Source organism: Streptomyces radiopugnans (assembly GCF_900110735.1).
Lineage (GTDB): Bacteria > Actinomycetota > Actinomycetes > Streptomycetales > Streptomycetaceae > Streptomyces > Streptomyces radiopugnans.
In genome coordinates, this window is sequence record NZ_FOET01000017.1 from 73,743 (window position 1) to 92,924 (window position 19,182).

Here is a 19,182-nt window from a genome sequence, read left to right on the forward strand (position 1 = left end):
CCTCCTGGGGCGTCAGGCGCGTTGAACGGGGGGCACTCGCTCCGTTGCGAGGGAAGCCACCTGGTAGCCGGGCGGAGTTACTCACCGGAACGGGGGCAGATGATCTTGGTCAGCTCGTTCTCCCACTCATCGAGGGTGTCTGCCGGGGCGGTTGTGGCCGCCTGTTCTGCCAGTGGTGCGCCGGCGTCGAGGAAGGCGATGGCGTCTTCGCGTGCCATCGACAGCAGCGCCGTTCCTTCGGCGGAGCGCAGCCGGACGAAGATCCGCCTGCGGTGGTCGGCGGGGTGCGGCTCGTCAGGTCCGGGCCATACGATCACGTCGCCGATGCCGACGCTGTGGTGCAGGCCGTCGGCCAGCAGTTCGCGGGCGAAGAGCCATGTCCTTTCCTCGTCGGTGCCTGCGTTGAAGACGGCTGTGATCGCGTACCTGTCCGCGGCTCGGTAGATCAGGCGGACCGGAAGCCGTTTGCCGCGGTCGTCTTCTTCCTCGTGCAGGCGCAGCCACAGCTGCGCGTGCTTTTCGGGTCCGCCGCCGCCCTGCTCGCTCCACAGCAGGATCCCGCCGTCGGTGCTGGAGGGCGGCGGTTCCTGCGGGAGACGGGCGGTTCTCGGCAGGGTGTCGACAGCGCCGTCCGCGGCGGCGCGGTGCCCTGTGCCGCGCGGAGGGCGGCCCGCGGCGGTGGGTACCAGCAAGGCACTGCTGGGCCGGGGAGCGTAGGCGTCCATATCCGGCAGCGGAGGTGGCTGGGCCGGAATGGCACGGCGGTGTGCCGGGGCCAGGTCCACCGCGAGTTCGGCGGCTACCAGCAGGTGAGCCGGAGAGAACGCGGGGTGCGCCGCCCGGCCGTGTCCTCGTGGAAGCTTTTCGACTATCGGGTTCACCTTCCGGTAAGCGAGGTCTCCTGCCGCGGCGTCCGGGCATGCCTGCTGGGCCAGCTCGCTCATGATGCGGTGTGCTGCGTCGATCTCCCACGCGTCTGCTGCGCGGCCTGGGCGGAGGAGTCGCGGGCAGGCGTGGTCGCACGGTAGCGGTGGTGCCACCCGGAGAAGGTCGGTCAGGCGTGCGGAGGGCAGCCGGCTGCTCCCGCTCTTCTCGGCACGGCCGGGCGGCAGGCCGGCCTCCGCGACCGCGCTGGCCGATGTCCCGATCTCCTGGCCGGCGGGTGGCTGTGCCACCAGCCGGCGCCAGGCCGTGGAGAGCCCCAGGACGCTGGGCCGTATCCCGGCCGACGGCCAGGGCCACAGGGCGCTTCCGGCTGCGATGGCCGTGGCGGGCCCGTGGCCGCAGCCGTTGGCGAGCACGGCAATAGCGGGGTCGTCTGCGATGGGAGCAGAGCCCGTCGACGCCTGGGAGGCCGCCGTTGTGAAGCCTCCGCCCATGGCCGGCGCAGTGGGGCAGAGGCCCGGGTACTCGGCCACCGGGTGGAAGGCGGTCCGCCCACCATGGGTTCGCCTGCTGCTCATCACCAGCCACAGCGCAGCAGCCACCAGCGCGGTGTTGCCTGAGTCCGCAGTGTGCGGCTTGCCGAGGTGCTCGATGGCCCGGGAGTCCGTGTAGGTGCGCAGAAAGTCCAGCGCAAGCCTGGCAGCGATGCCGCGCGGCCGCGGCGGGTTGAGGCGTGCGGTCAGCAACCGGGCGGCCAACGAGCAGTCCCCGGGCGCAGCCACACCCTGGTCCGGCAGAAGACCGTGGCCGTCCGCCCGGAGCAGGCGCCACAGGCCAGGCAGCGGCACGCGGCCTGATCCGGCCGCCTCGGCGAGCGTGTCCGCCTCCGGTGTGCTGCCGGTGCCCTCGGACGGGGCCTGCTCCTGGGAGGTGCCGCTGTCGTTCCCGGGTGCGGCTGGGTCCTCGTCGGCATCGCTGTCGCAGGTGGTTTCCCAGGCGGCGGCGTGCAGCCGGCGCCTGGCCTCCTCGGGGATGGCCGCGCCGAGGGCGTGTACGTGGGGCGCGCCCAGACTGGAGGCGGCCATGAGGGCCGCGAACTCGGCGTCGTCAGCGGTGGTGGTGTGCATCGCCTCGTCCTTGTGAACACTCATCGTGCTCCCCCCTCCTCCGGTCGGCTCCGGTGGAAGCCGCCGGCGGAAACCTTGGTGCGTGCGCGGGCCAGGCGCCTCTCGAGTGCCTTGGGTGTCAGGCCGACCTGCTGTGCGGCCTCGGTCTGGGTGTAGCCCAGGGCCATCCATACGAGGGCCTCGCGCAGCTGCTCGTCGGGCAGCAGCGGGCGCAGCCGGCGGATGTCGTCGTAGAGGGCGGCGGCGTGGACGGGGTCGGTGGCACGCTGGTCGGGGATGTCGCGCTGGGCGTGGAGGAGGCCGTCGCCGTTGTCGGGACGGCGGTCCAGTTCGGCCTGGCCCATGCGGTGGGTTTTGCACCAGCGGGTGTAGACGGCGGGGAAGGTGAGGATGCCGGCACCGACGAAGTAGGTCGTCAGGCTGGCGCCGCCGTGCGGCGTCCACTTGCCGCGGATCAGGCCGTGCTCGCGGAACAGGGCGCTGCCCTTGATGACGGTGTCGGTGACGACCTGGGTGCGGTCCTCGTACTTCCACGTCCAGGTGGTGGGCAGCATGTCCGGCGGTATGGGGCGGCCCATGTCGGCTGCGCGGTCGAAGATACGGCCGGTGGCACTCCAGGTGCTCAACGTGCGCCACCCGTACTCCATCAGTTCCTCGGTGAAGGTTCGGTAGTGGGGGCCTGAGAAGTCCCGGCGGCGCAAGAACTCCACCAGGGCGGCATCGGCTTCGCGGCGCTGAACGCGGGCCGACGCGCCCTCCGCACCGGCGAGGTCCTCTTCCAGGGTGTACAGGAAGCCGTTCGTCTCGGCGGTCGCCTGCCTGCTGTGCGGCGTAACGCCGCGGGGAGCACGCCCCTCACAGATTCCGTCCGGCACACTTCGCTCCCTCGCCTCGCCCCTCCGACGGGCCCCGAACCCGCCGCCCGTCTCACAACGAGGTCATAGACGCGCCGTGCGGTTCTCCCCCCTCCCCACCTCCACTCAACAGATGTGACGTGCATCACGCGGGGGATGGCGGGGGGTGGTCCTCTACACCCACACCAAGCGGCCACCGCAACCGCGGCGGCCACCCGTCACCTCACCGGAGGACACCATGACCGCGCATCCCTTCCCGGAGCAGGACCACGGCCACACCGGCGGCCAGGCCACCGGCCGCCCCTCCCCCGCACCGGGCGTCCCCGCCGGCCACGCCCCGCAGGCCGTGCCCCACCAGCACACCCCGGTCGGCTCGCATCCCCCACAGCCTCCTGCCCCCGGCGGGGGACAACCCCTGCTGTGTCTGCGCAGCGCCCTCATCCTGCTGCTCGGCACCCTCGCCGCCACCGGTACCGCCGTGCTGACCTACCTCGCCCAGCACAACACCGCCACCGCGCTCTTGGCCGGCGGCGCCGCCTTCGCCGGCGCCGTCCTGTTCTTCCACACCATCATCGCCACCTGACACCCGGCGGCGCCCCGCACACCCCGGGGCGCCGCCCCACCCCAGGCCACGGCAAACCGCTCCCCCACCCACCATGGGCACGGCCACCACCCTGGCTGTCCCCACCGCCCCGTCTTCGCTCACCACGGAGCGAGTGGACGTGCGGGCGCCGTCACCTGCTGGTTCGTGTGCGTGGGATGTGGCGGTTCAGGCGGGGTGGGCTTCTTCCCATGGCGCGGGCCCATGCGCGTACCGCCTGGGAGTCGATGCGCCGCCCGCTGCCGGGGGGCGATGCCGGCGCGGGAGCGGGCCGGGCGGGGGCCGGAGCGAAGGAGACGCCCCGTCGGGGAGGTCGTCGGGGAAGACGGGGACCTGGGCATGTCCGCCGAGGACGGCGGTGAGGAAGTCGGTGAGGGTGCCGTCGAAGGTGTACCAGTCGCGGTCGCGGGGCTGGTTGACGGTGATACACCAGGTATCGGGGGCGGTTCGGGGTGTGGTGATCCAGAACAGGTGGTTGCCGTTGTCGGTCACTCCGGCGGCGAACAGCGCCTGGGGGTCGTGAGGGACGGGGAACTGGTCCTGGTCGCGGTCCTGGGTGAGCTGGTCGCGCAGGATGGCGGGCATGGGGCCGGTGAGGCCGGCCCATGGGGTGGGGGGCGTGGGGGTGGTAGATGCGGAGGAAGTCGCAGAACGCGCCGGGTCCGTAGGCGGAGGCCAGATGTTTGTAGTCGCCGGGCAGGCGCAGGCCGAGGGTGGCCTCGACGGCCGGCCAGTCCACGGCCGGGGGTGTGGCAGGCGGGGGGGCAGAGCCGGGTCAGGTCGTCGGGGCCGGTCATGGCCGGCGTCCTTGGCGGTGTCGCTGCTGCTGTGCGTGGGCGGGGTTGTCCAGGGTGGTGCCACGATCGTTTTTCCTTTTTGACCGTGGGCTTCGAGCCGGATGCACTCCGGTACGGAGTCCCTCTGGTGGTCGCTGTACTCGAGGTGGACGTCGCAGGTGACGATCTTTCCGTCTTTTTCGACCGCGTCGTGGATCGCTTGGAGGAGATCTTCGCCGCGCCGGATGAGCAGACCGTCACCGTTCCGGGGACCGAGGCGGCCGCGCTGATCGTCCCGAGCCTGGCCGGATCGCTGACCGCCGTCCTTGACCTGCGGAAACTGTTGGCCAGACGGATCGAGGAACTCCTGGAGGTCCGCCCTCTTCCCAAGACCCTGACCTCGGTGCCGGGGTCGGTGTCAGGACCGGGGCCCGCATTCTGACCGAGGTCGGCGGCGGCAGCACCTTCCCGACCGCCGGCCACCTCGCCGCCTACGCCGGTCCCGCCCCGGCAACCCGCAGCTCGGACTCCTCAATCCGTGACGAGCAATCCTCCGGGAGGGGAAGACAGGGCCGTCTACCCCGCCAGGGGGCTGGTCTCCTGTTCTTGGGAGACGCGGCCGCGGTGGCGGGCCCAGGTGGCCAGGGCGGTTCCGGCGGCCAGGGAGCTGGCGAAGCCTGCGGCCATGTCGGCGATGGTGTCGTCGTAGTGCGCGGCGATCTGCGCGCCGAGCACGTCCTTGCCGAACCACTCGTACAGCTCCCACAGCAGTGCCACGGTGCAGCCCAGCGCGGTGGTCAGCAGGGGAACCGAGGTGGTCCGCAGTTCGCGCGCCTTCAGCGGAGGCAGCAGGCGCCATCGGATCAGCAGCAGGTGCAAGGTCGCGGCCACCACGCCGGGGACCACCGCGTGCAGGAGCGTGTCGTACCAGGGGGCGAGCTCGTACCAGTTGGCCGGGGAGGACCAGGCGGCCACCGTCAACACCGCGCACACCAGCAGGTCCACCGGAGCGCGCAGCCCGGCCAGTCGGGGCACCAGCAGGGCCAGGAACAGCAGGGTGAAGCGGAACACCCCTTCTAGGGACAGGAAGGCTGCGGCGATCGCGGAGATCGCGGCCCCGGCTCTGATCAGGTCGGCGCCGATGCGGCAGGTGCGGCCGAGGACGGTCCTCGCTGTGGTCTTCTGGTCGGTTGTGGCGGTCGGCATGGGTGGGCGGGTTTCCCGTCCGCGTGGAGCCAACCACGCCTCTGCGGGAGGCGGGCGGGGTTTCATCGCGGGAAACCGGGTACCGGACGCTCTCACGCCGCATGGCCCGCTGGGAGGCGGAGCCGGCGGTGTCCTCGTACACCCATGTTTCCCCGGGAGAAGGGACAGTGCGTGCCGGCACGACTGGGACGGACCGAAGGGCGGGCCGGCGCGCGGACCGAGAGGCGGTCCGAGAGGCGCAGTGCCGTGGTCTGGTCGGTGGTGCTGGTGGCCGGGCTGGGGTTCGTCCTGCTGCTGTTGCTGGTCCGCGCCCGGTGGGCGCCGTTGCGGCGCACCGATCAGGCCGTGGCCGACGCCCTGAACTCGGTGGTGGCCGAGGGCGCGGTGCTCGCCCGGGCCATGGGAGTGCTCACCGATTTGGGCGGCACACCGATGCTGCTGTGGCTGCTGGGCGTCGGTGTGCTGTGGCTGGTGCTGCGCCGCCAGGGGTGGGTCGCCTTGTACGTGGCGGCCACCGCGCTCGGCGCGATGGGCCTCAACGCGCTGGTCAAGGAGCTGGTGGGCCGGGCGCGGCCGGTGGTGGAGGAGTCGCTGTCCGTCCAGTCGGGCATGAGCTTTCCCAGTGGGCATGCGCTGGGGTCGACGGTGTCCTACGGGGTGTTGCTGCTGGTGTTCCTGCCCGTGGTGGGTCGCCGGGCGCGCCCCGTGTTCGCCGCGGTGATGGTGTCGGCCGTCCTCGTGGTGGGTCTGACCCGGATGGCGCTGGGGGTGCACTACCTCAGCGACGTGGTGGCCGGGTGGCTGCTGGGCCTGGTGTGGCTGGGTCTGACCGCCATCGCCTTCCGGCAGTGGCGATGGGGGGCTCTGCCGGGGGCGCGCGGGACGCCTCCTCTGTCGGCCGGGCTGGAGCCCGCGCCCTCGGGGGGCCTGCGGCCGGTGCCGCGGCGGCACTCCCCCGCGCTGCCTCGGCCCGCGCACGCGCTGGTGGAGTTGCTGGTGGCCTGGGTCCTGATCGCCGCTTTCTTGTACGGCCTGGGCTACTTGTTGGTGGAGGCGGGATCGGACCCCGGGCCACCGGGCTGGGACCGTGCGGTGGCGCTGTGGGCAGCCGACCTGCGCACCCCGTGGCTGGATACCGTGGCCGGCCGGGTGGAGGTCCTCGGCGGCACACCGGGCATCATCACCGGGGCACTGGTGATCGCTCCGCTGGGGGTCGCCGTGACCCGTGACTGGCGGCCCGTGGCCGTGGTGGGTCTCGGGCTCGCCGGTGAACTCACCCTGTACCTGGCCCTGACCATTGCCGTCGCCCGGGAACGCCCGGAGGTCGCCCAGCTCAACACCGGTCTGCGGCCGATGGCGAGTTTCCCGTCCGGGCATGTGGCCGCCACCGTCACGCTCACCTTGTGCGCCGCGATCACCGCCTTCCGGGTGACCCGGGGGCGGTGGTGGCGGCTGGCTGCCGCGGCCCTGGTGGTGCTGGCCCCGGCGGCTGTGGCGTTCCAGCGTCTGTACGCCGGAGTGCACCACCTCAGCGACGTCCTGGCCTCCGTCCTGCTGGCCGCGCTCTGGATGGCGGCGTGCTGGTGGGTGACCCGGCCGCCGTCGGTGACGCCGTTGTGCGCTGTTCCCGAGGAGACGGCCGGGGCGCGATGAGGGCCTGTAAGACGTTCGGCTCTGCCTCACCTTCGGTGGTGACGGTGAGTGCTCACCTGTGATCATTGAGCGTGCATGCTGCGAGCGCGCTCGTGGGAACGGTGTTCTCGGGGTTGCCGGAGCCGTACGACGAGACGGTGGGGAGCCGGCTACCGTGCGACTGCCGCGCGATCGGGTGTGTTCACACCAGGAGCGCGGGGAGCCCCGTCGGGGCAGGGTGACCAAACGGGTCCCCTGCCCCCACGGGGCTCGGTCGGCCGGGCGGCGGGTTACCGGCGCCCGGTCAAGGGCGGTGCCGTGTGCGGCGCTCTCCGGCTCAGCCGAAGTTCACGTCGCTGCACCACATGTAGGCCTGGTCGAGGTGCGAGGCCTGCCAGATCACGAACAGGATGTGGTGTCCGGTGTAGCCGGAGGTGTTGACGTTGAACCTGATGTCCTGCGCCGGGGCGAAGCGGCCGGTCTGCGTGATGAAGTCGAGGTTGCCCCAGCCCAGGGTCTGGGTCTTGGGGTTGAAGCCCTGCTTGCTCACGTAGACCCTGAAGTAGTCGGCACCGTGGGACGCCTGGTCGTGCAGCTGGATCGTGAAGTTGTTGCTGACGTTGGTCGTCTTCCACGCCCCGGGCTTGTTCAGGCTGGCGTTCCTCGAGAGGTTGTTGCTGCAGAGCGTCCCGTCGGGGGTCCGCGCCTGGAACTGGCCACCGAGGCCGTCGCGGAGCGCGCTCATCCAGTTCCACATGGTGTCGGGGTTGGCCTGGAATGCCTGGTAACACATGGGGTCTTCGGTCTGCATGGCCGGGCTCGTGTGGTTGCTGCCCCACGTCTTCCAGCACTGGTAAGCGCGGGTGGCGGGGTTGACGATGGTGCCGTGAGCCTGGGCGGGGGCCGACCAGGTCAGTGCGCCGACGACCACGGCGAACAGCATGACGAGCGTCTGGAGGGGCCGGCGGAGGGACGACCGCGAACGCCCGTTTAACGGACTCTGCTTGCGCATGTGGGGGGAACTCCTTCCAGTTGCAACGCTGCGATGGGAGCGCTCCCAACGGTACGTCTTCTGAGTGAAATGTCAATGAAACGAACGGAGTTGATTACAGGAGTGGGCGGCGAGCAGGGAATCTGCCGTGAGCCGGGAGCCGGAACCGTTCACGTGTTCCGGACAGGGCTGCCCCGCGGTGAGCGGGCGGCATGGGCTGCGGCTCGGCCGTCGCCGGTTCCCCACTGATGGTGGTTCTCCCGCCGAGCCCTCCGCCCTCACCCACGTAGCGGCCACCGGCTCGACGATCCGCCGGTAGTCCACCGCGAGCACCTCCGCGGTCGCCGCCTCGTGCCAGTGCGACACGACAGTCCCCGCGCCAAGGGCCTCTTCGGCCACCGCCGATACCGCCCCGCGCACCCGCAGCGGGCACTCCCGCCACGTCCGGAGCGGCCAAGGGCCACGATGAGCTCCTCCCGGTCGATCACCCGGCCCTCCAACACCGCTTCCACCTCGGCGAATCCGACCCCGATTCGTTCCGCCCGAGAGCGAAGCCCCTCCGCCCGCACCCGGGCAGCCGCCTTCCGCTCCTCCGGCAATCCCGACCATCGAATGCGTCGGCCGACTCGACTTCACCGAGCCGGAGTTGAGCCAGCGACCCCTGCCACGGCGACACCGGGAACACGCCTGACCAGAGAAGCCCAGCCACCACATCCGGAGAGACATCGGCTTACCATGACGCCGCGTCAGCTCGCGGTCTTGCAGATCCGGACCGGCAGGGGAGACTGCCTTTACGACCGGGCCCGCCCGATCCCCGGCAGCACGCCAAGCAGATCGGTCCACCGTCACTCCACCGAGATGAGGCTTCATGAACCGAAACCGAGCCACCGTCGGCGCGGTCGCCGTGACCCTGTTAACCGCCGGCCTCGCCGTCGGCCCGGCAGCCGCCGCCACCGCCGCCGAGGCGAAGGCCCGCGTCGGAGCCGACTGGGCAACTCAGTCGATCGTCTTCACCGCCGCTGCAGGACAGACCAACAACCTCAACATATTCTCCATGTACACCAGCGACGGGATCCGGCGGATCGGCTTCAGCGACGTGGTCCCGCTCGAACCGGGCGACCACTGTGCGTACTCCAGAGCCGAGGACACCACCTCCGTCGTCTGCGAACTGCCAGCCGACAGTCCCCGGCCCGACAGGATCGACGTCTTCCTCGGCGACGGCAACGACACGATCGCCGCCTTCACCCCCGGGATCGGCACCGTCAGCGGCGGCCCCGGCGACGACGAACTGCACGCCCACACCGCACGCACGGTGCTGGGCGACGCGGGGAACGACATGGTCATGGGACCCGCAGCCCTGCACGGCGGCGACGGCATGGACCACCTGATGGGTGACGGCGGCAACCAGCGGATGTGGGGCGGCCGGGGCGACGACATGATCGAGGGCTACGGCGGTGACGACATCGTGCACGCCGGCCCCGGCGACGACCACGCCATGGGCGGGGACGGCCGCGACATCGTCCTCGGCGGCCCCGGCGACGACACACTGGACGGCGAAGGCGGCGACGACCTCGTCTGCGGTGGCCCCGGAGAGGACACCCTCGAAGGCGGACCCGGCCGCAACATCGTCCTCCCGTAAGAGCCTGTCCCATGTGGTGGTCGGCTCGTTGGGAGCGTCGGGAGTGCTGCGCAGCGGGTCGGGGACGAAGTTCTCGGCGGCTCCGACGAAGTCGACGGGGAAGGAGCGGACGGGGCCGGCACCCTGCTCCTTCCAGGCCTTGGCGGCGAGCGCGGTGACGGCCGAGGAGTCCAGTCCACCGGACAGGAGACCGCACAGCGGGACGTCGGAGATGAGCTGCCGGGACACGACGTCCTCGAGGAGTTCCCGGACGGTGCGCACGGTCCGGTCAAGGGAGTCCGTGTGCTCCACGGCCTCGAGCGCCCAGTACCGGTGCTTGCTCGGCCCCTGGCGGCGCACGCGGCCAGGGGCCCGGGGCGGAACTCCGACATGCCCGTGAAGACGGCGTGTTCGGGGGCCTTGGCCATGTCCGGTGTCTCGCGGACCCCGTCGGCGTTCACACGGCGGGGGATCTCCGGATTGGCCAGGACCGCCTCGGGTTCGGAACCGAGAAGGACGCCGTTGGGGGTGGGGTGGTGGAGCGGCTTGACGTCCAGGCGGTCGCGGACCGGGACCGGTTCCTCATCCGCTCAACCGACGGTTCCGCACATGTACGTCGTCCTCTCCCTGGTGTGGTCGCTCGCGGCCCTCGGGTCCGACCAACCCCGAGGGCCGCGCACCGTGCGACCGGGCGAGTTCCGGTATGTTTCGGGCGCCCGGGGCCCTTGTGGCGGTCAGGTGCCGTCCGGCCATGTCAGGCGCCGGGCGAAGTGGGCCCCCACGGCCACGACCATGAGGGTGGCGGTGATGCCGCCGAGAGTCATGACCGTGGACGGGGAGGTGCGGTCCAGGGCGAAGCCGCCCACCAGCGCACCGAGCGAGATCGTCGCCTGGAAGGACGCGGTGAACAGCACCGAGGCCGCCTCGGGCGCACCGGGGGCCGCCTTGGCGAACCAGGTCTGGGAGGAGACGGGAACCGCGCCGTACCCGACGCCCCAGACGACCAGCAGGGCCACGACGCCGAGTTCCCAGCGCCCCAGGACCGGCAGCAGCAGGGCAGCGACCGCGATCATGCCCGCGGCGGCACCGAAGACGGCCCGGGGGCGGCGGGCGACCATCGCTCCGCCCAGGAAGTTCCCGGCGATGCCCGCGGCGCCGTAGATCAGCAGGAAGACGGTGATCACCTGGGGGCCGATACCGGTGACCTGCTCCAGGAACGGCGTCACGTAGGTGTAGGTGCCGAAGTGCGCCAGCACGACCAGGAAGGTCAGCAGCAGCGCGAAGCGCGTGTTGACGCTGCCGAACATGCCCCGCAGCACGCTCAGGCGGGTCGCCCGGTCCGGCGGCAGCGGTGGCATGACCAGCATCAGCATGACCAGCACACCGACCGTCAGGACGCCCATGACGACGAACGCCGTGCGCCATCCGGCCAGATCGCCGATGAAGGTGCCGGCCGGCACGCCGAGCACCGAGCCCAGCGGCACCGCGGAGAAGATCACCGCTGTGGCGCGGCCGACCGACTCCGCGGGCACCAGGCGTTCGGCCAGCCCCGCACCGATCGACCAGAAGCCGCCGATGACGATGCCGACGACGGTCCGGGAGAGCAGAACGAGCCAGTAGTCCGACGCCACGGCGGCCAGGAAGTTCGCCACGGCCAGCAGGAACATGAACACGCACAGCATCAGACGGCGGTCGATGCGCGCGGCCGCCACGGTGACCACCGGTGCGGAGACGGCCGCGAGGAAACCGGGCATGGTCATCATCAGACCCGCCATCCCGTCCGAGACGGTGAAGCTCGATCCGATCATGGTGAGCAGGCCGATCGGCAGGATCTCGGTTGTGACGATCGAGAAGATTCCCAGCATCACCGAGACCACGGCCAGCCATCCGACCAGCGGGGATCGGGCCGGCAGATCGGTTCCGCCGGGGCGGCGCGTGACGGCGGTGTTTGTCGGGGCCATGGGTTCCGTCCTGTGAAGGGCCTGTCGTTGCGCGGTCAGTCCAGCAGGCCCCGGGCGGCGAGGGCTGGCGGATTCGCGACATCACCCTTGCGGTACGAGGACGGTGTCACGCACCTGCCGAACCGCCGTCGGATCGTCACCGCCGGTCAGAGGAGCCGGTTCCGGAACTTCACAGCAGCGGCCCGTACCGGGCGGGCAAACCCCAGCCATGGGCGACTTCGGCAAGTCGGCCGCCGCCGCACTCCGGAGCGGTTCCAGGGGAAGGCGCACCCGCCCGCCCTCTCCGAGCCCGTCGGCGAGGACCGTATCCTCACCGACGTCCTGTCGTGGGTGACACAGCGCCTGGACAGCCAGGTGACGGTGGACGACATGGCGCAGCGCGTCCAGCCGGCTCGGCGCCGGCTGGAGACCACACGTCTGAGCGTGGAGCGGATCGCCGTTCGGACCGGCATGGGCACGGCCGCGACCCTGCGCCGGCACTTCGGCCGCACCGCACGGCGGGGGTCCGCCCGAGTCCCGCCGGCGCTGGTTCCGCGCCCGGGGAGAGGCGGGAGGAGCCGGACCGGCGGGCGTCCCCGCCGCCCCAGGACAGTGATGCCCGCCGTCCGGGGAACGGGCCGGGACGCCGCGGGCGTCCACCAGATCAACCAGATCAAACCGGCCGGATCACGGCCGGTCCCACGTCCGAGTCCGTCGTCGATGAGGAGCACACCCTGTGAACACCGCGGACACCTCCGCTCCGGCCGTTCCCCCGGAAGCCTTCTACCGCGATCTGGGACACGGCCGGTATGCGAGCGGTCCGGCCACCGCGGGGCCCTGGAGCCCCGATTGGCAGCACGGCGGGCCACCCTCGGCGCTGCTGGGAAGAGCGATGGAACGGCACGAGCCGCGGCCGGGCTTCCGGCTCGCCCGGATGACGGTGGAACTACCGCGTCCGGTGCCCGTCGCCGACCTCCACGTCAGCGTCCGGACCGTGCGCTCGGGCCGCCACGCGGAGCTGCTGGAAGGGGAGATCGGCTCCGGCGGGGAAACGGTGATGCTGGCCCGTGCGTGGCGGATGGCCGCCGGTCCGCCGGACACGCCGTCCTTGCGCTCAGCGCCCCCCCGCGCCGCCCCTGCCCGAAGCCCAGCCGGCGCACACCATGGCAGGCGCATACCTGGCGGGCTACGTCGCCGCCATGGAATGGCGTTTCGAGCCGGGCACCGGATTCGACACCCCGGGGCCCGGCACGGCCTGGGTGCGTCAGCTCGTCCCACTGCTGGCCGGATGCGAGGACACACCGCTCACCCGTGCGCTGACCGTGGCGGACAGCAGTTGGGCGGTCGCCTTCGAGCTGGACCACCACCGCCGGCTCGTCATCAACACCGATGTCACGCTCGCCCTGCACCGCGACCCGGTGGGCGAGTGGCTGTGCCTGCGGTCGGCCACGGACGCCAGTCCGCACGGATCGGGGCTGGCCGTGGGGCGCCTGGACGACACGGCCGGCGACTGCGGTCGCGTGGTGCAGACGCTGCTGGTCGGCCGGCGCCGGTGAACACCGACCGCACGCGGAAGCCGCCGGTCCTCGGAGTGCGCGAGGACCGGCGGTCGGGGGTGATCCGGGGAACGCGCAGCGGTTCGAGGGAACGGCGCCTGGAGCCCGTCACTCGGGCCAGTGGGCCAGGAGCTTACGGGGACCGCGGAAGGGCACGTCGGCCGGGAGGTCGAAGTCCTGGTCCTGGACCATGCGCATCCCGGACGCCCGCTGGGCCAGGAGATCGAGGGCGATCCGCGCCTCCGTCTGCGCGAGCGCGGCACCGACGCAGCAATCGCCGTCCGACTCCACTCACGGCCGGCCGGACAGGCCCTGGCAGGGGGGCTCCGACGGGGTACCGGGAGGGAGATCCTCGCGCTCCTCCTCGGTGAAGGCGCGGCCGACGTTCGCGCAGAGGTGGCCGAACCACGCGTCCGGGCGCACGTCGAACGCGGAGCGCAGCCCCTCGCTCTCCATGACGAGCCGCGTGCCTCGCAGAACCGAGGAGGAGTCGGTGTGGTGGGGAATGGTGCCGATACGGGGCCCTGGTCGACACCGCGCTGCGCGAGACCGAAGCCGGCGTCGCGGAGCCGGACCCCGACCCGGAGGTGCTCCAGACCGCCATGTGGCAGGCCGCCCGCCACGGCCTGAACGAGGACCTCATCAGCCCCGGAGGCCGGCGCGTCCGCGCCGGCGACGCCGTGAGCCGGCTCCTGGCACACATCGGTCCCGCCCTCGACACGGCCGGCGACACCCGTGAAATCACCTCACTCGTCCACCGCCTGCTGCAGCAGGGCACCGGCGCGGACCGCCAGCGCCAGAGCCTGGCGGAAGGGGGGATCGACGCCGTCATCGCCATGGTGATCGATGCCAGCGCCATGCCGTGAGGGGCATGCCTGTGCGGGGCGCGGGATTTCCGTGCGGGAGGGATTCCTCGGAACCCACTCACCCGGTCCGGAGCCGGCGGTGGTTCAGTGGAACGCGAAAAGCCGTGCTCCTCACGCAAGGGGGACGCGGCTTGGATGCTCCTTCAGGGCGCCGGCCCGACGGAAGACGGCGACCTGCTCGCGCACGATCACGAGGGTGGGTACCGACCTGGTCTCGAACGCCTGCGCCAGGTCTCGCCGTGCCTCAGCGTCGGCCTTGGCGGACACGACGCCCTCGTGCTCGCCCGAGACCTGCTCGAAGACCGGCCCGGACTTGCGGCAAGGTTCACACCGTTCGGCCCGGAAGTCGATGACCACGAGGTCGTTTCCGGAGATGGCCTCGTTGAGGTTGTCCGCGCTCGGCTCGATGGTGCTCACGAGTGCCACTCCTGCATGTGATCGGAGGTATCGGGTTGCGCTCAGGACGCTGTGCGGCCGTCGGGCACACCGCGACGTCGCGGTGTGCCCGACGGCCGTCTGCCGTGCGGGCGGCGTCGCGCTCCATGCGCACGGGGTTCCCGCGAGTCAGCGAGCGGCGACGCTCTCCGCGACCCCGGTCTCCGGGGCTGCCTCGGCGTCGGGCTGGAGGGGTGCGGTGTTCTTCGGGCCGCGCAGAACGACGTAGAGGAGCAGCGCGGCCATGACGGCGGCGCCGATCCACATGGCCTGCTGCCAGCCGTCGACGAAGGACTGCTGTGCGGCGCGGACCAGATCCCGGGAGTGGCTGCCGGTGGTGGGTGCGACCTCGATGGCGTTGGCGATTCCCTCGCGGGCAGTGTCCGCGGCCCCGTCGGGGACGCCCTCGAGCTTGCCGTCGATGGCGCTGCGGTAGCCGTTCGCCAGGAGCGCGCCGAGCATGGCGACGCCCAGAGCGGTGCCGAACTCGCGGGTGACGTCGTTGAGTGCGGAGGCGACGCCCTGCTTGGCGCGGGGCAGTGAGCTGGTGATGGCCTGGGTGGAGGGCGTCATCGACAGCCCCATGCCGATGCCCATGGCGAGCATGCCGGCCAGGATGGACGGGTAGCCGCCGTCGACGGACACGAACAGCGCCATCAGCGCCAGACCGAGGGCGGCCAGGGCGACGCCGACAGTCATGGTGGAGCGGACGCCGATCCCGGCGGCCATCTTCGGGGCCAGGCCGGAGGCCGTCATCATCACGACGGCCATCGGCATCATCGCCGCCGTGGACAGCAGCCCCGACCAGCCGAGCACTGCCTGGAAGAACGGGAAGAGGACGACGGCGATACCGGCCTGGACGCCGAAGACGACGAGCAGGGTGATCGAGCCGGAGGCCAGGCCGCGTTCCCGGAAGAGGCGTACGTCCAGCAGGAATGCGTCGCGGCGGTGCAGTTCCCAGGCCACGAAGGTGATGGCGGCGGCGACGCCGACAGCCAGGCTGATCAGGGTGACGGGGGCGGTCCAGCCGCGTTCGGGGCCTTCCTGCAGGGCGAAGATGAGACCGATCACGGCGACGGCGGAGACCGGCGCGCCGATGGTGTCGAAGGAACGGGTGGAGCGTTCGCGGGAGTTGGGCACCGACTTCAGAGTCATCGCCAGCGCGACGGCGACCAGGACCACGGGCAGCACGAACAGCCGGCGCCAGTCGGCGGTGTCGGCCAGCAGAGCGGAGAGGAACATGCCCAGGATGCCGCCGCCCCCGGCGACACCGGTCCACACGCCGATCGCCTTGCCGCGCTCCTCCTCGGGGAAGGTGGAGGTGATGACCGCGAGGGTGATCGGCATGATCATCGCGGCGCTGATTCCGGCGGCCACGCGGGCGCCGATCATCACCGCGGCCGACGGGGCGAGTCCCGCGACGACGCTGGCGGCGCCGAAGACGACCAGTCCGGTGATCAGCATGGGCTTGCGGCCCAGACGGTCACCGATCGCGCCGAGCGGCAGCAGCAGCGCGGCCAGGGCGAGGGTGTAGATGTTGATGATCCACAGAACGGTGGTGTGCGAGGCGCCGAACTCGACGGCCATGTGGGTCTGGGCGACGTTCAGCCCGGACACCGATGCGATGACAGCCATCAACGCGATCGAGACGGCGATCAGGATCGCGCGCAACTGACGCGCATCCGGTGTTCCCGCGCCGCCGGCCGACGCGGTCGCCGCCTGGGGAGGCTGATTGGTACTCATGGTTCCCTTCCCGAAAGGGCATGCGGAATCAGCGCCGGGACAGGACCGGTCGCCGGATTGGTGGGACGGGGAGTCGGTGAGACGGGGATTTGCACACCGCGCGGACCGCTGGACGGCGGTCGCGCGGTTCTTCGGCAGCGGGGCTCAGGTGTCAGCCGGTGGTCTTCCGCACGGCGGCGAGCGCGGCGTCGGTGTCCGCGGCGGCCAGAACGGCGTTGATGTGGGAGCCGGCCAGGGCGCCGGCCGCGGCAGAGGCACCGACCTGGGCGGTGAGGTCGGTGGCGTTGCCGGCCACCCACACGCCGGGGGTCTCGGTGGTGCCGGCCGTGGCGGAGGCGATCCGGCGGCCCATGTTGTCGGGCAGGTCTTCCATCGGCAGCTTCAGGCCTTCCAGGCCCTCGGTCCGGGCCTGCATCCGTGTGGCCACAGCCAGAATCCGCCGCCCTGCGAAAGTGCCGTCGGCCAGGCGGACGCCTGCGAGGGCGCCCTCGTCGTCGTTGACGACTTCCTTGACGTCGGTCTCGATGATGCGGATGTCGCGGGCGGCGAAGCGGGCGCGGGTCTCGGAGTCCAGGCCGGTGCCGCGAGTGAAGTAGACGAGGTCGTCCGTCAACTGGCGGAACAGCCAGACGTGGTGGACGGAGGCGGGGCCGGTGGCGAGGATGCCGATCGGCTCGTCGCGGACCTCCCAGCCGTGGCAGTAGGGGCAGTGCACCACGCTGCGGCCCCAGTGCCCGGCCAGGCCGGGCACCTCGGGCAGCACGTCGCGCAGGCCGGTGGCCACCAGTACCCGGCGCGCCGTCAGCGTGCGGCCACCGGTCAGGGTGACGGTGAACCGCAGGTCGCCGTCCGCTGAGGGGGCGGTGGGTTCGGCCGTGGCCACTTGCCCGAAGACGATTCGGCCGCCGTACTCGCGTACCTGCCGGCGTCCTCGCTCGAGGATCCCGGAGGGCGGGGTACCGTCCAGGACGATGAAGCCGTGCATGGCGGCGGCGGGGGCGTTGCGCGGGGTGCCGCTGTCGATCACGACGACCGAGCGGCGCGAGCGGGCCAGCATCAGCGCGCCGTTCAGGCCCGCGGCGCCGCCGCCGATCACCACTACGTCCACGGTCTCGGTGGGCAGTGCGTCGCTCTCGTAGTGGGAAGTCTGCGCAGACATGTCGCGCCCTCTCATCGTACGTGGCCCTCGTGCTGGGCCATCTGTTTGCGACGTTAAGCCCACGTTGCATTCAAGGCATACCATGTTGCCTATGGCGCAAGAAGATGGGCAGCTGGACAGCCTCGTACGCAAACGGATCCGCGCCCTGCGCGTAGCGCAGGGCTGGTCGCTGGAGGAACTGGCCGCGCGTGCCAACCTCAGCCAGTCCTCACTGAGCCGCATCGAGAACGGTCAGCGCCGCCTCGCCCTGGACCAGCTGGTCACCCTCGCCCGCGCACTGGACACCACCTTGGACCAGCTCGTGGAGAACGCCGCCGACGACGTCGTCATCAGCCCGATGATCGACGGCACACACGGCCTGATGCGCTGGCCCATAAAGGGCGACCCCGGTATGAGCGTGGTGCGTCAGCGGATGACCGACCCGCCGCCCGACAACCCGGCCCGCATGCGCGCCCACCCCGGCCGCGAATGGCTGGTGGTGCTGTCCGGCACCGCCGTCCTCATGCTCGGCCACCGGCGCTTCCGCATCGAGACCAACCAGGCCGCGGAGTTCCCCACCATGATGCCGCACGCCATCGGCGCCGAGGGCGGCCCATGCGAGATCATGGGCATCTTCGACCGCGACGCCCGCCGCGGCCACCGGAAGGAAGCCGGCGCCGACGGCTCCGAAGCCGACTGCGGAGGCACCCGGGGCCCCTGCGAATAGCGGGCCATGGTCGCGCCGACGGCCCACGGCGCGGTGGGCGATATTGCGTGGCGGGCAGCGCATCAGGCCACCTTCTTGCGCATTACGCAAGGACCCGTGCGGCAAGCGCATGACCGGCTTACGGTGATGCCATGGCCCGAACGCATCAGCACACCCCCCGCCACGGCGGAAACGGTCACCACCCCGACCACGACCACGGCGGCCACCAAGAGCACAGCGACGGCGGTCAGGCGGAGATCCTCGACCTGGACGCCGAGGTGCTCGCCGAGCACATGGCGTCCATCACCGCCTGGCTGCCGCTGAAGAGCGAGCCGCGCCGGATCGTGGACCTGGGCTGCGGCACCGGCGCGGGAACCTTCGCGCTTCTCGAACGCTTCCCCGACGCGCACGTCACCGCCGTCGACACCTCGGCCGGTCACCTCCGACTCCTGCGTGAGAAGGCATGCGCCCGCGGTGCCGAGGGGCGCGTACGGACCGTGCGGGCCGACCTCGACACCGACCACTGGCCCGACCTCGGCACGCCGGACCTGGTGTGGGCCTCGGCCTCGATGCACCACATGGCCAACCCCGGCCACACCCTGCGGAGCGTGCGCGAACTGCTCGCCCCCGACGGCCTGTTCGCCGTCGTCGAACTCGCGGGCTTCCCCCGCTTCCTGCCCGCCCACGCCCCGGAGAACCGGCCCGGCCTCGAAGAGCGCGCACATGCCGCGACCGACGGCTTCCACGCCGAGCACGTTCCGCACCGCGGCGCCGACTGGGGCCCGATACTGACAGCCGCCGGCTTCACCGTCGAGGACGAGCGCACCGTCACCATCAACATCGAAGGTGAGCGCAGCGAAGCGATCGGCCGCTACGCCTACGGCAGCCTGCGGCGCATCCGCGGCGTCGCCGCACCCGCCCTCGGCCCCGAGGACCTCGCCGCACTCGACGAGCTCCTGGACACCGAAAGCCCGAACTGCCTTCTGCGCCGCGCAGATCTCGCCGTACGCACCGAGCGCACCGTCTGGGCCGCCCGCCGCGCCTGACACACGGCGCAACCCGCGGTTGCCTGCCGAGCAGCCCCGGCACCCGATCGCTCCACCGAAGC

The 19,182-nt window shown here is 71.6% G+C and carries 18 protein-coding genes and 3 pseudogenes; 9 read left to right on the forward strand and 12 right to left on the reverse strand.

Annotated features, from left to right (window positions below; translation table 11 throughout):
• Nucleotides 1-77 precede the first annotated feature (77 nt).
• Both BMY40_RS28985 and BMY40_RS23655 read right to left on the reverse strand, forming a co-directional pair.
• Complete coding sequence (locus BMY40_RS28985; protein WP_093662807.1) at nucleotides 78-2,036, reverse strand: SsgA family sporulation/cell division regulator; 1,959 nt, start codon at nucleotides 2,034-2,036, stop codon at nucleotides 78-80.
• Entirely contained in the window at nucleotides 2,033-2,887 is an 855-nt protein-coding gene (locus tag BMY40_RS23655; protein WP_107436788.1) for an ECF-type sigma factor, read from the reverse strand. Before BMY40_RS23655 ends, BMY40_RS28985 begins: the two co-directional genes overlap by 4 nt.
• A 217-nt stretch (nucleotides 2,888-3,104) precedes the next feature.
• Here BMY40_RS23655 and BMY40_RS23660 point away from each other — a divergent pair, with 217 nt between their 5' ends.
• Nucleotides 3,105-3,449 carry a hypothetical protein gene (locus tag BMY40_RS23660; RefSeq protein ID WP_245770283.1) on the forward strand — a complete coding sequence of 115 codons (345 nt, stop codon included), beginning with the start codon at nucleotides 3,105-3,107 and terminating at the stop codon, nucleotides 3,447-3,449.
• 186 nt (nucleotides 3,450-3,635) lie between these two features.
• Here BMY40_RS23660 and BMY40_RS23665 read toward each other — a convergent pair whose 3' ends face one another.
• Entirely contained in the window at nucleotides 3,636-4,052 is a 417-nt protein-coding gene (locus tag BMY40_RS23665) for a hypothetical protein (protein WP_093662808.1), read from the reverse strand.
• 396 nt (nucleotides 4,053-4,448) lie between these two features.
• Between BMY40_RS23665 and BMY40_RS23670 the strand changes: the two are divergent.
• Nucleotides 4,449-4,808: pseudogene (locus BMY40_RS23670) on the forward strand (transposase); the annotation flags it as partial.
• Between the two features lie 11 nt (nucleotides 4,809-4,819).
• Here the strand turns inward: BMY40_RS23670 and BMY40_RS28120 are convergent.
• Nucleotides 4,820-5,449 (reverse strand): DUF2238 domain-containing protein, encoded by a 630-nt coding sequence (locus BMY40_RS28120; protein WP_177214105.1) that lies wholly within the window; start codon nucleotides 5,447-5,449, stop codon nucleotides 4,820-4,822.
• 246 nt (nucleotides 5,450-5,695) lie between these two features.
• Here BMY40_RS28120 and BMY40_RS23675 point away from each other — a divergent pair, with 246 nt between their 5' ends.
• Nucleotides 5,696-7,102 (forward strand): phosphatase PAP2 family protein, encoded by a 1,407-nt coding sequence (locus tag BMY40_RS23675; protein WP_177214108.1) that lies wholly within the window; start codon nucleotides 5,696-5,698, stop codon nucleotides 7,100-7,102.
• Nucleotides 7,103-7,418: 316 nt separating this feature from the next.
• Here the strand turns inward: BMY40_RS23675 and BMY40_RS23680 are convergent, their stop codons facing one another.
• Entirely contained in the window at nucleotides 7,419-8,093 is a 675-nt protein-coding gene (locus tag BMY40_RS23680) for a lytic polysaccharide monooxygenase auxiliary activity family 9 protein (RefSeq protein ID WP_459076274.1), read from the reverse strand.
• 847 nt (nucleotides 8,094-8,940) lie between these two features.
• Here BMY40_RS23680 and BMY40_RS23690 point away from each other — a divergent pair.
• Nucleotides 8,941-9,711 (forward strand): calcium-binding protein, encoded by a 771-nt coding sequence (locus BMY40_RS23690; protein WP_093662811.1) that lies wholly within the window; start codon nucleotides 8,941-8,943, stop codon nucleotides 9,709-9,711.
• 30 nt (nucleotides 9,712-9,741) lie between these two features.
• On the opposite strand, the pseudogene BMY40_RS29190 reads toward BMY40_RS23690, so the two are convergent.
• Nucleotides 9,742-10,274, reverse strand: a pseudogene (locus tag BMY40_RS29190) (asparagine synthase-related protein); the annotation flags it as partial.
• 150 nt (nucleotides 10,275-10,424) lie between these two features.
• Nucleotides 10,425-11,651 (reverse strand): MFS transporter, encoded by a 1,227-nt coding sequence (locus BMY40_RS23700; protein WP_093662812.1) that lies wholly within the window; start codon nucleotides 11,649-11,651, stop codon nucleotides 10,425-10,427.
• Between the two features lie 715 nt (nucleotides 11,652-12,366).
• Between BMY40_RS23700 and BMY40_RS28990 the strand changes: the two are divergent.
• Together BMY40_RS28990 and BMY40_RS28995 are read left to right on the forward strand one after the other, a co-directional pair.
• Nucleotides 12,367-12,651 (forward strand): annotated as a pseudogene (locus BMY40_RS28990) (acyl-CoA thioesterase domain-containing protein); the annotation flags it as partial.
• A 142-nt stretch (nucleotides 12,652-12,793) separates the two neighbouring features.
• Entirely contained in the window at nucleotides 12,794-13,186 is a 393-nt protein-coding gene (locus BMY40_RS28995) for an acyl-CoA thioesterase domain-containing protein (protein ID WP_281250799.1), read from the forward strand.
• 108 nt (nucleotides 13,187-13,294) lie between these two features.
• Here BMY40_RS28995 and BMY40_RS23710 read toward each other — a convergent pair whose 3' ends face one another.
• Both BMY40_RS23710 and BMY40_RS28125 read right to left on the reverse strand, forming a co-directional pair.
• Nucleotides 13,295-13,477, reverse strand: a complete 183-nt coding sequence (locus BMY40_RS23710; protein WP_093662813.1) for a hypothetical protein — start codon at nucleotides 13,475-13,477, stop codon at nucleotides 13,295-13,297.
• Nucleotides 13,478-13,642 carry a hypothetical protein gene (locus BMY40_RS28125; RefSeq protein ID WP_177214109.1) on the reverse strand — a complete coding sequence of 55 codons (165 nt, stop codon included), beginning with the start codon at nucleotides 13,640-13,642 and terminating at the stop codon, nucleotides 13,478-13,480.
• A 68-nt stretch (nucleotides 13,643-13,710) separates the two neighbouring features.
• Between BMY40_RS28125 and BMY40_RS23715 the strand changes: the two genes are divergently transcribed.
• On the forward strand, nucleotides 13,711-14,052 hold the full coding sequence (locus BMY40_RS23715) for a glutamate-cysteine ligase family protein (RefSeq protein WP_483883295.1): 342 nt from the start codon (nucleotides 13,711-13,713) through the stop codon (nucleotides 14,050-14,052).
• Between the two features lie 111 nt (nucleotides 14,053-14,163).
• Here the strand turns inward: BMY40_RS23715 and BMY40_RS23720 are convergent, their stop codons facing one another.
• The 3 genes from BMY40_RS23720 to BMY40_RS23730 all read right to left on the reverse strand — a co-directional run bounded on the left by BMY40_RS23720 (nucleotide 14,164) and on the right by BMY40_RS23730 (nucleotide 17,389).
• Complete coding sequence (locus BMY40_RS23720; RefSeq protein ID WP_177214110.1) at nucleotides 14,164-14,469, reverse strand: thioredoxin family protein; 306 nt, start codon at nucleotides 14,467-14,469, stop codon at nucleotides 14,164-14,166.
• Between the two features lie 147 nt (nucleotides 14,470-14,616).
• Nucleotides 14,617-16,230, reverse strand: coding sequence for an MFS transporter (locus BMY40_RS23725; protein WP_093662816.1), 1,614 nt, complete (start codon nucleotides 16,228-16,230; stop codon nucleotides 14,617-14,619).
• A 151-nt stretch (nucleotides 16,231-16,381) separates the two neighbouring features.
• On the reverse strand, nucleotides 16,382-17,389 hold the full coding sequence (locus BMY40_RS23730; protein ID WP_093662817.1) for an NAD(P)/FAD-dependent oxidoreductase: 1,008 nt from the start codon (nucleotides 17,387-17,389) through the stop codon (nucleotides 16,382-16,384).
• A gap of 91 nt (nucleotides 17,390-17,480) precedes the next feature.
• Between BMY40_RS23730 and BMY40_RS23735 the strand changes: the two genes are divergently transcribed.
• Together BMY40_RS23735 and BMY40_RS23740 are read left to right on the forward strand one after the other, a co-directional pair.
• Nucleotides 17,481-18,095 (forward strand): XRE family transcriptional regulator, encoded by a 615-nt coding sequence (locus BMY40_RS23735; RefSeq protein ID WP_093662818.1) that lies wholly within the window; start codon nucleotides 17,481-17,483, stop codon nucleotides 18,093-18,095.
• 131 nt (nucleotides 18,096-18,226) lie between these two features.
• Entirely contained in the window at nucleotides 18,227-19,120 is an 894-nt protein-coding gene (locus BMY40_RS23740; protein WP_093662819.1) for a class I SAM-dependent methyltransferase, read from the forward strand.
• The last annotated feature ends 62 nt before the right edge of the window (nucleotides 19,121-19,182 follow it).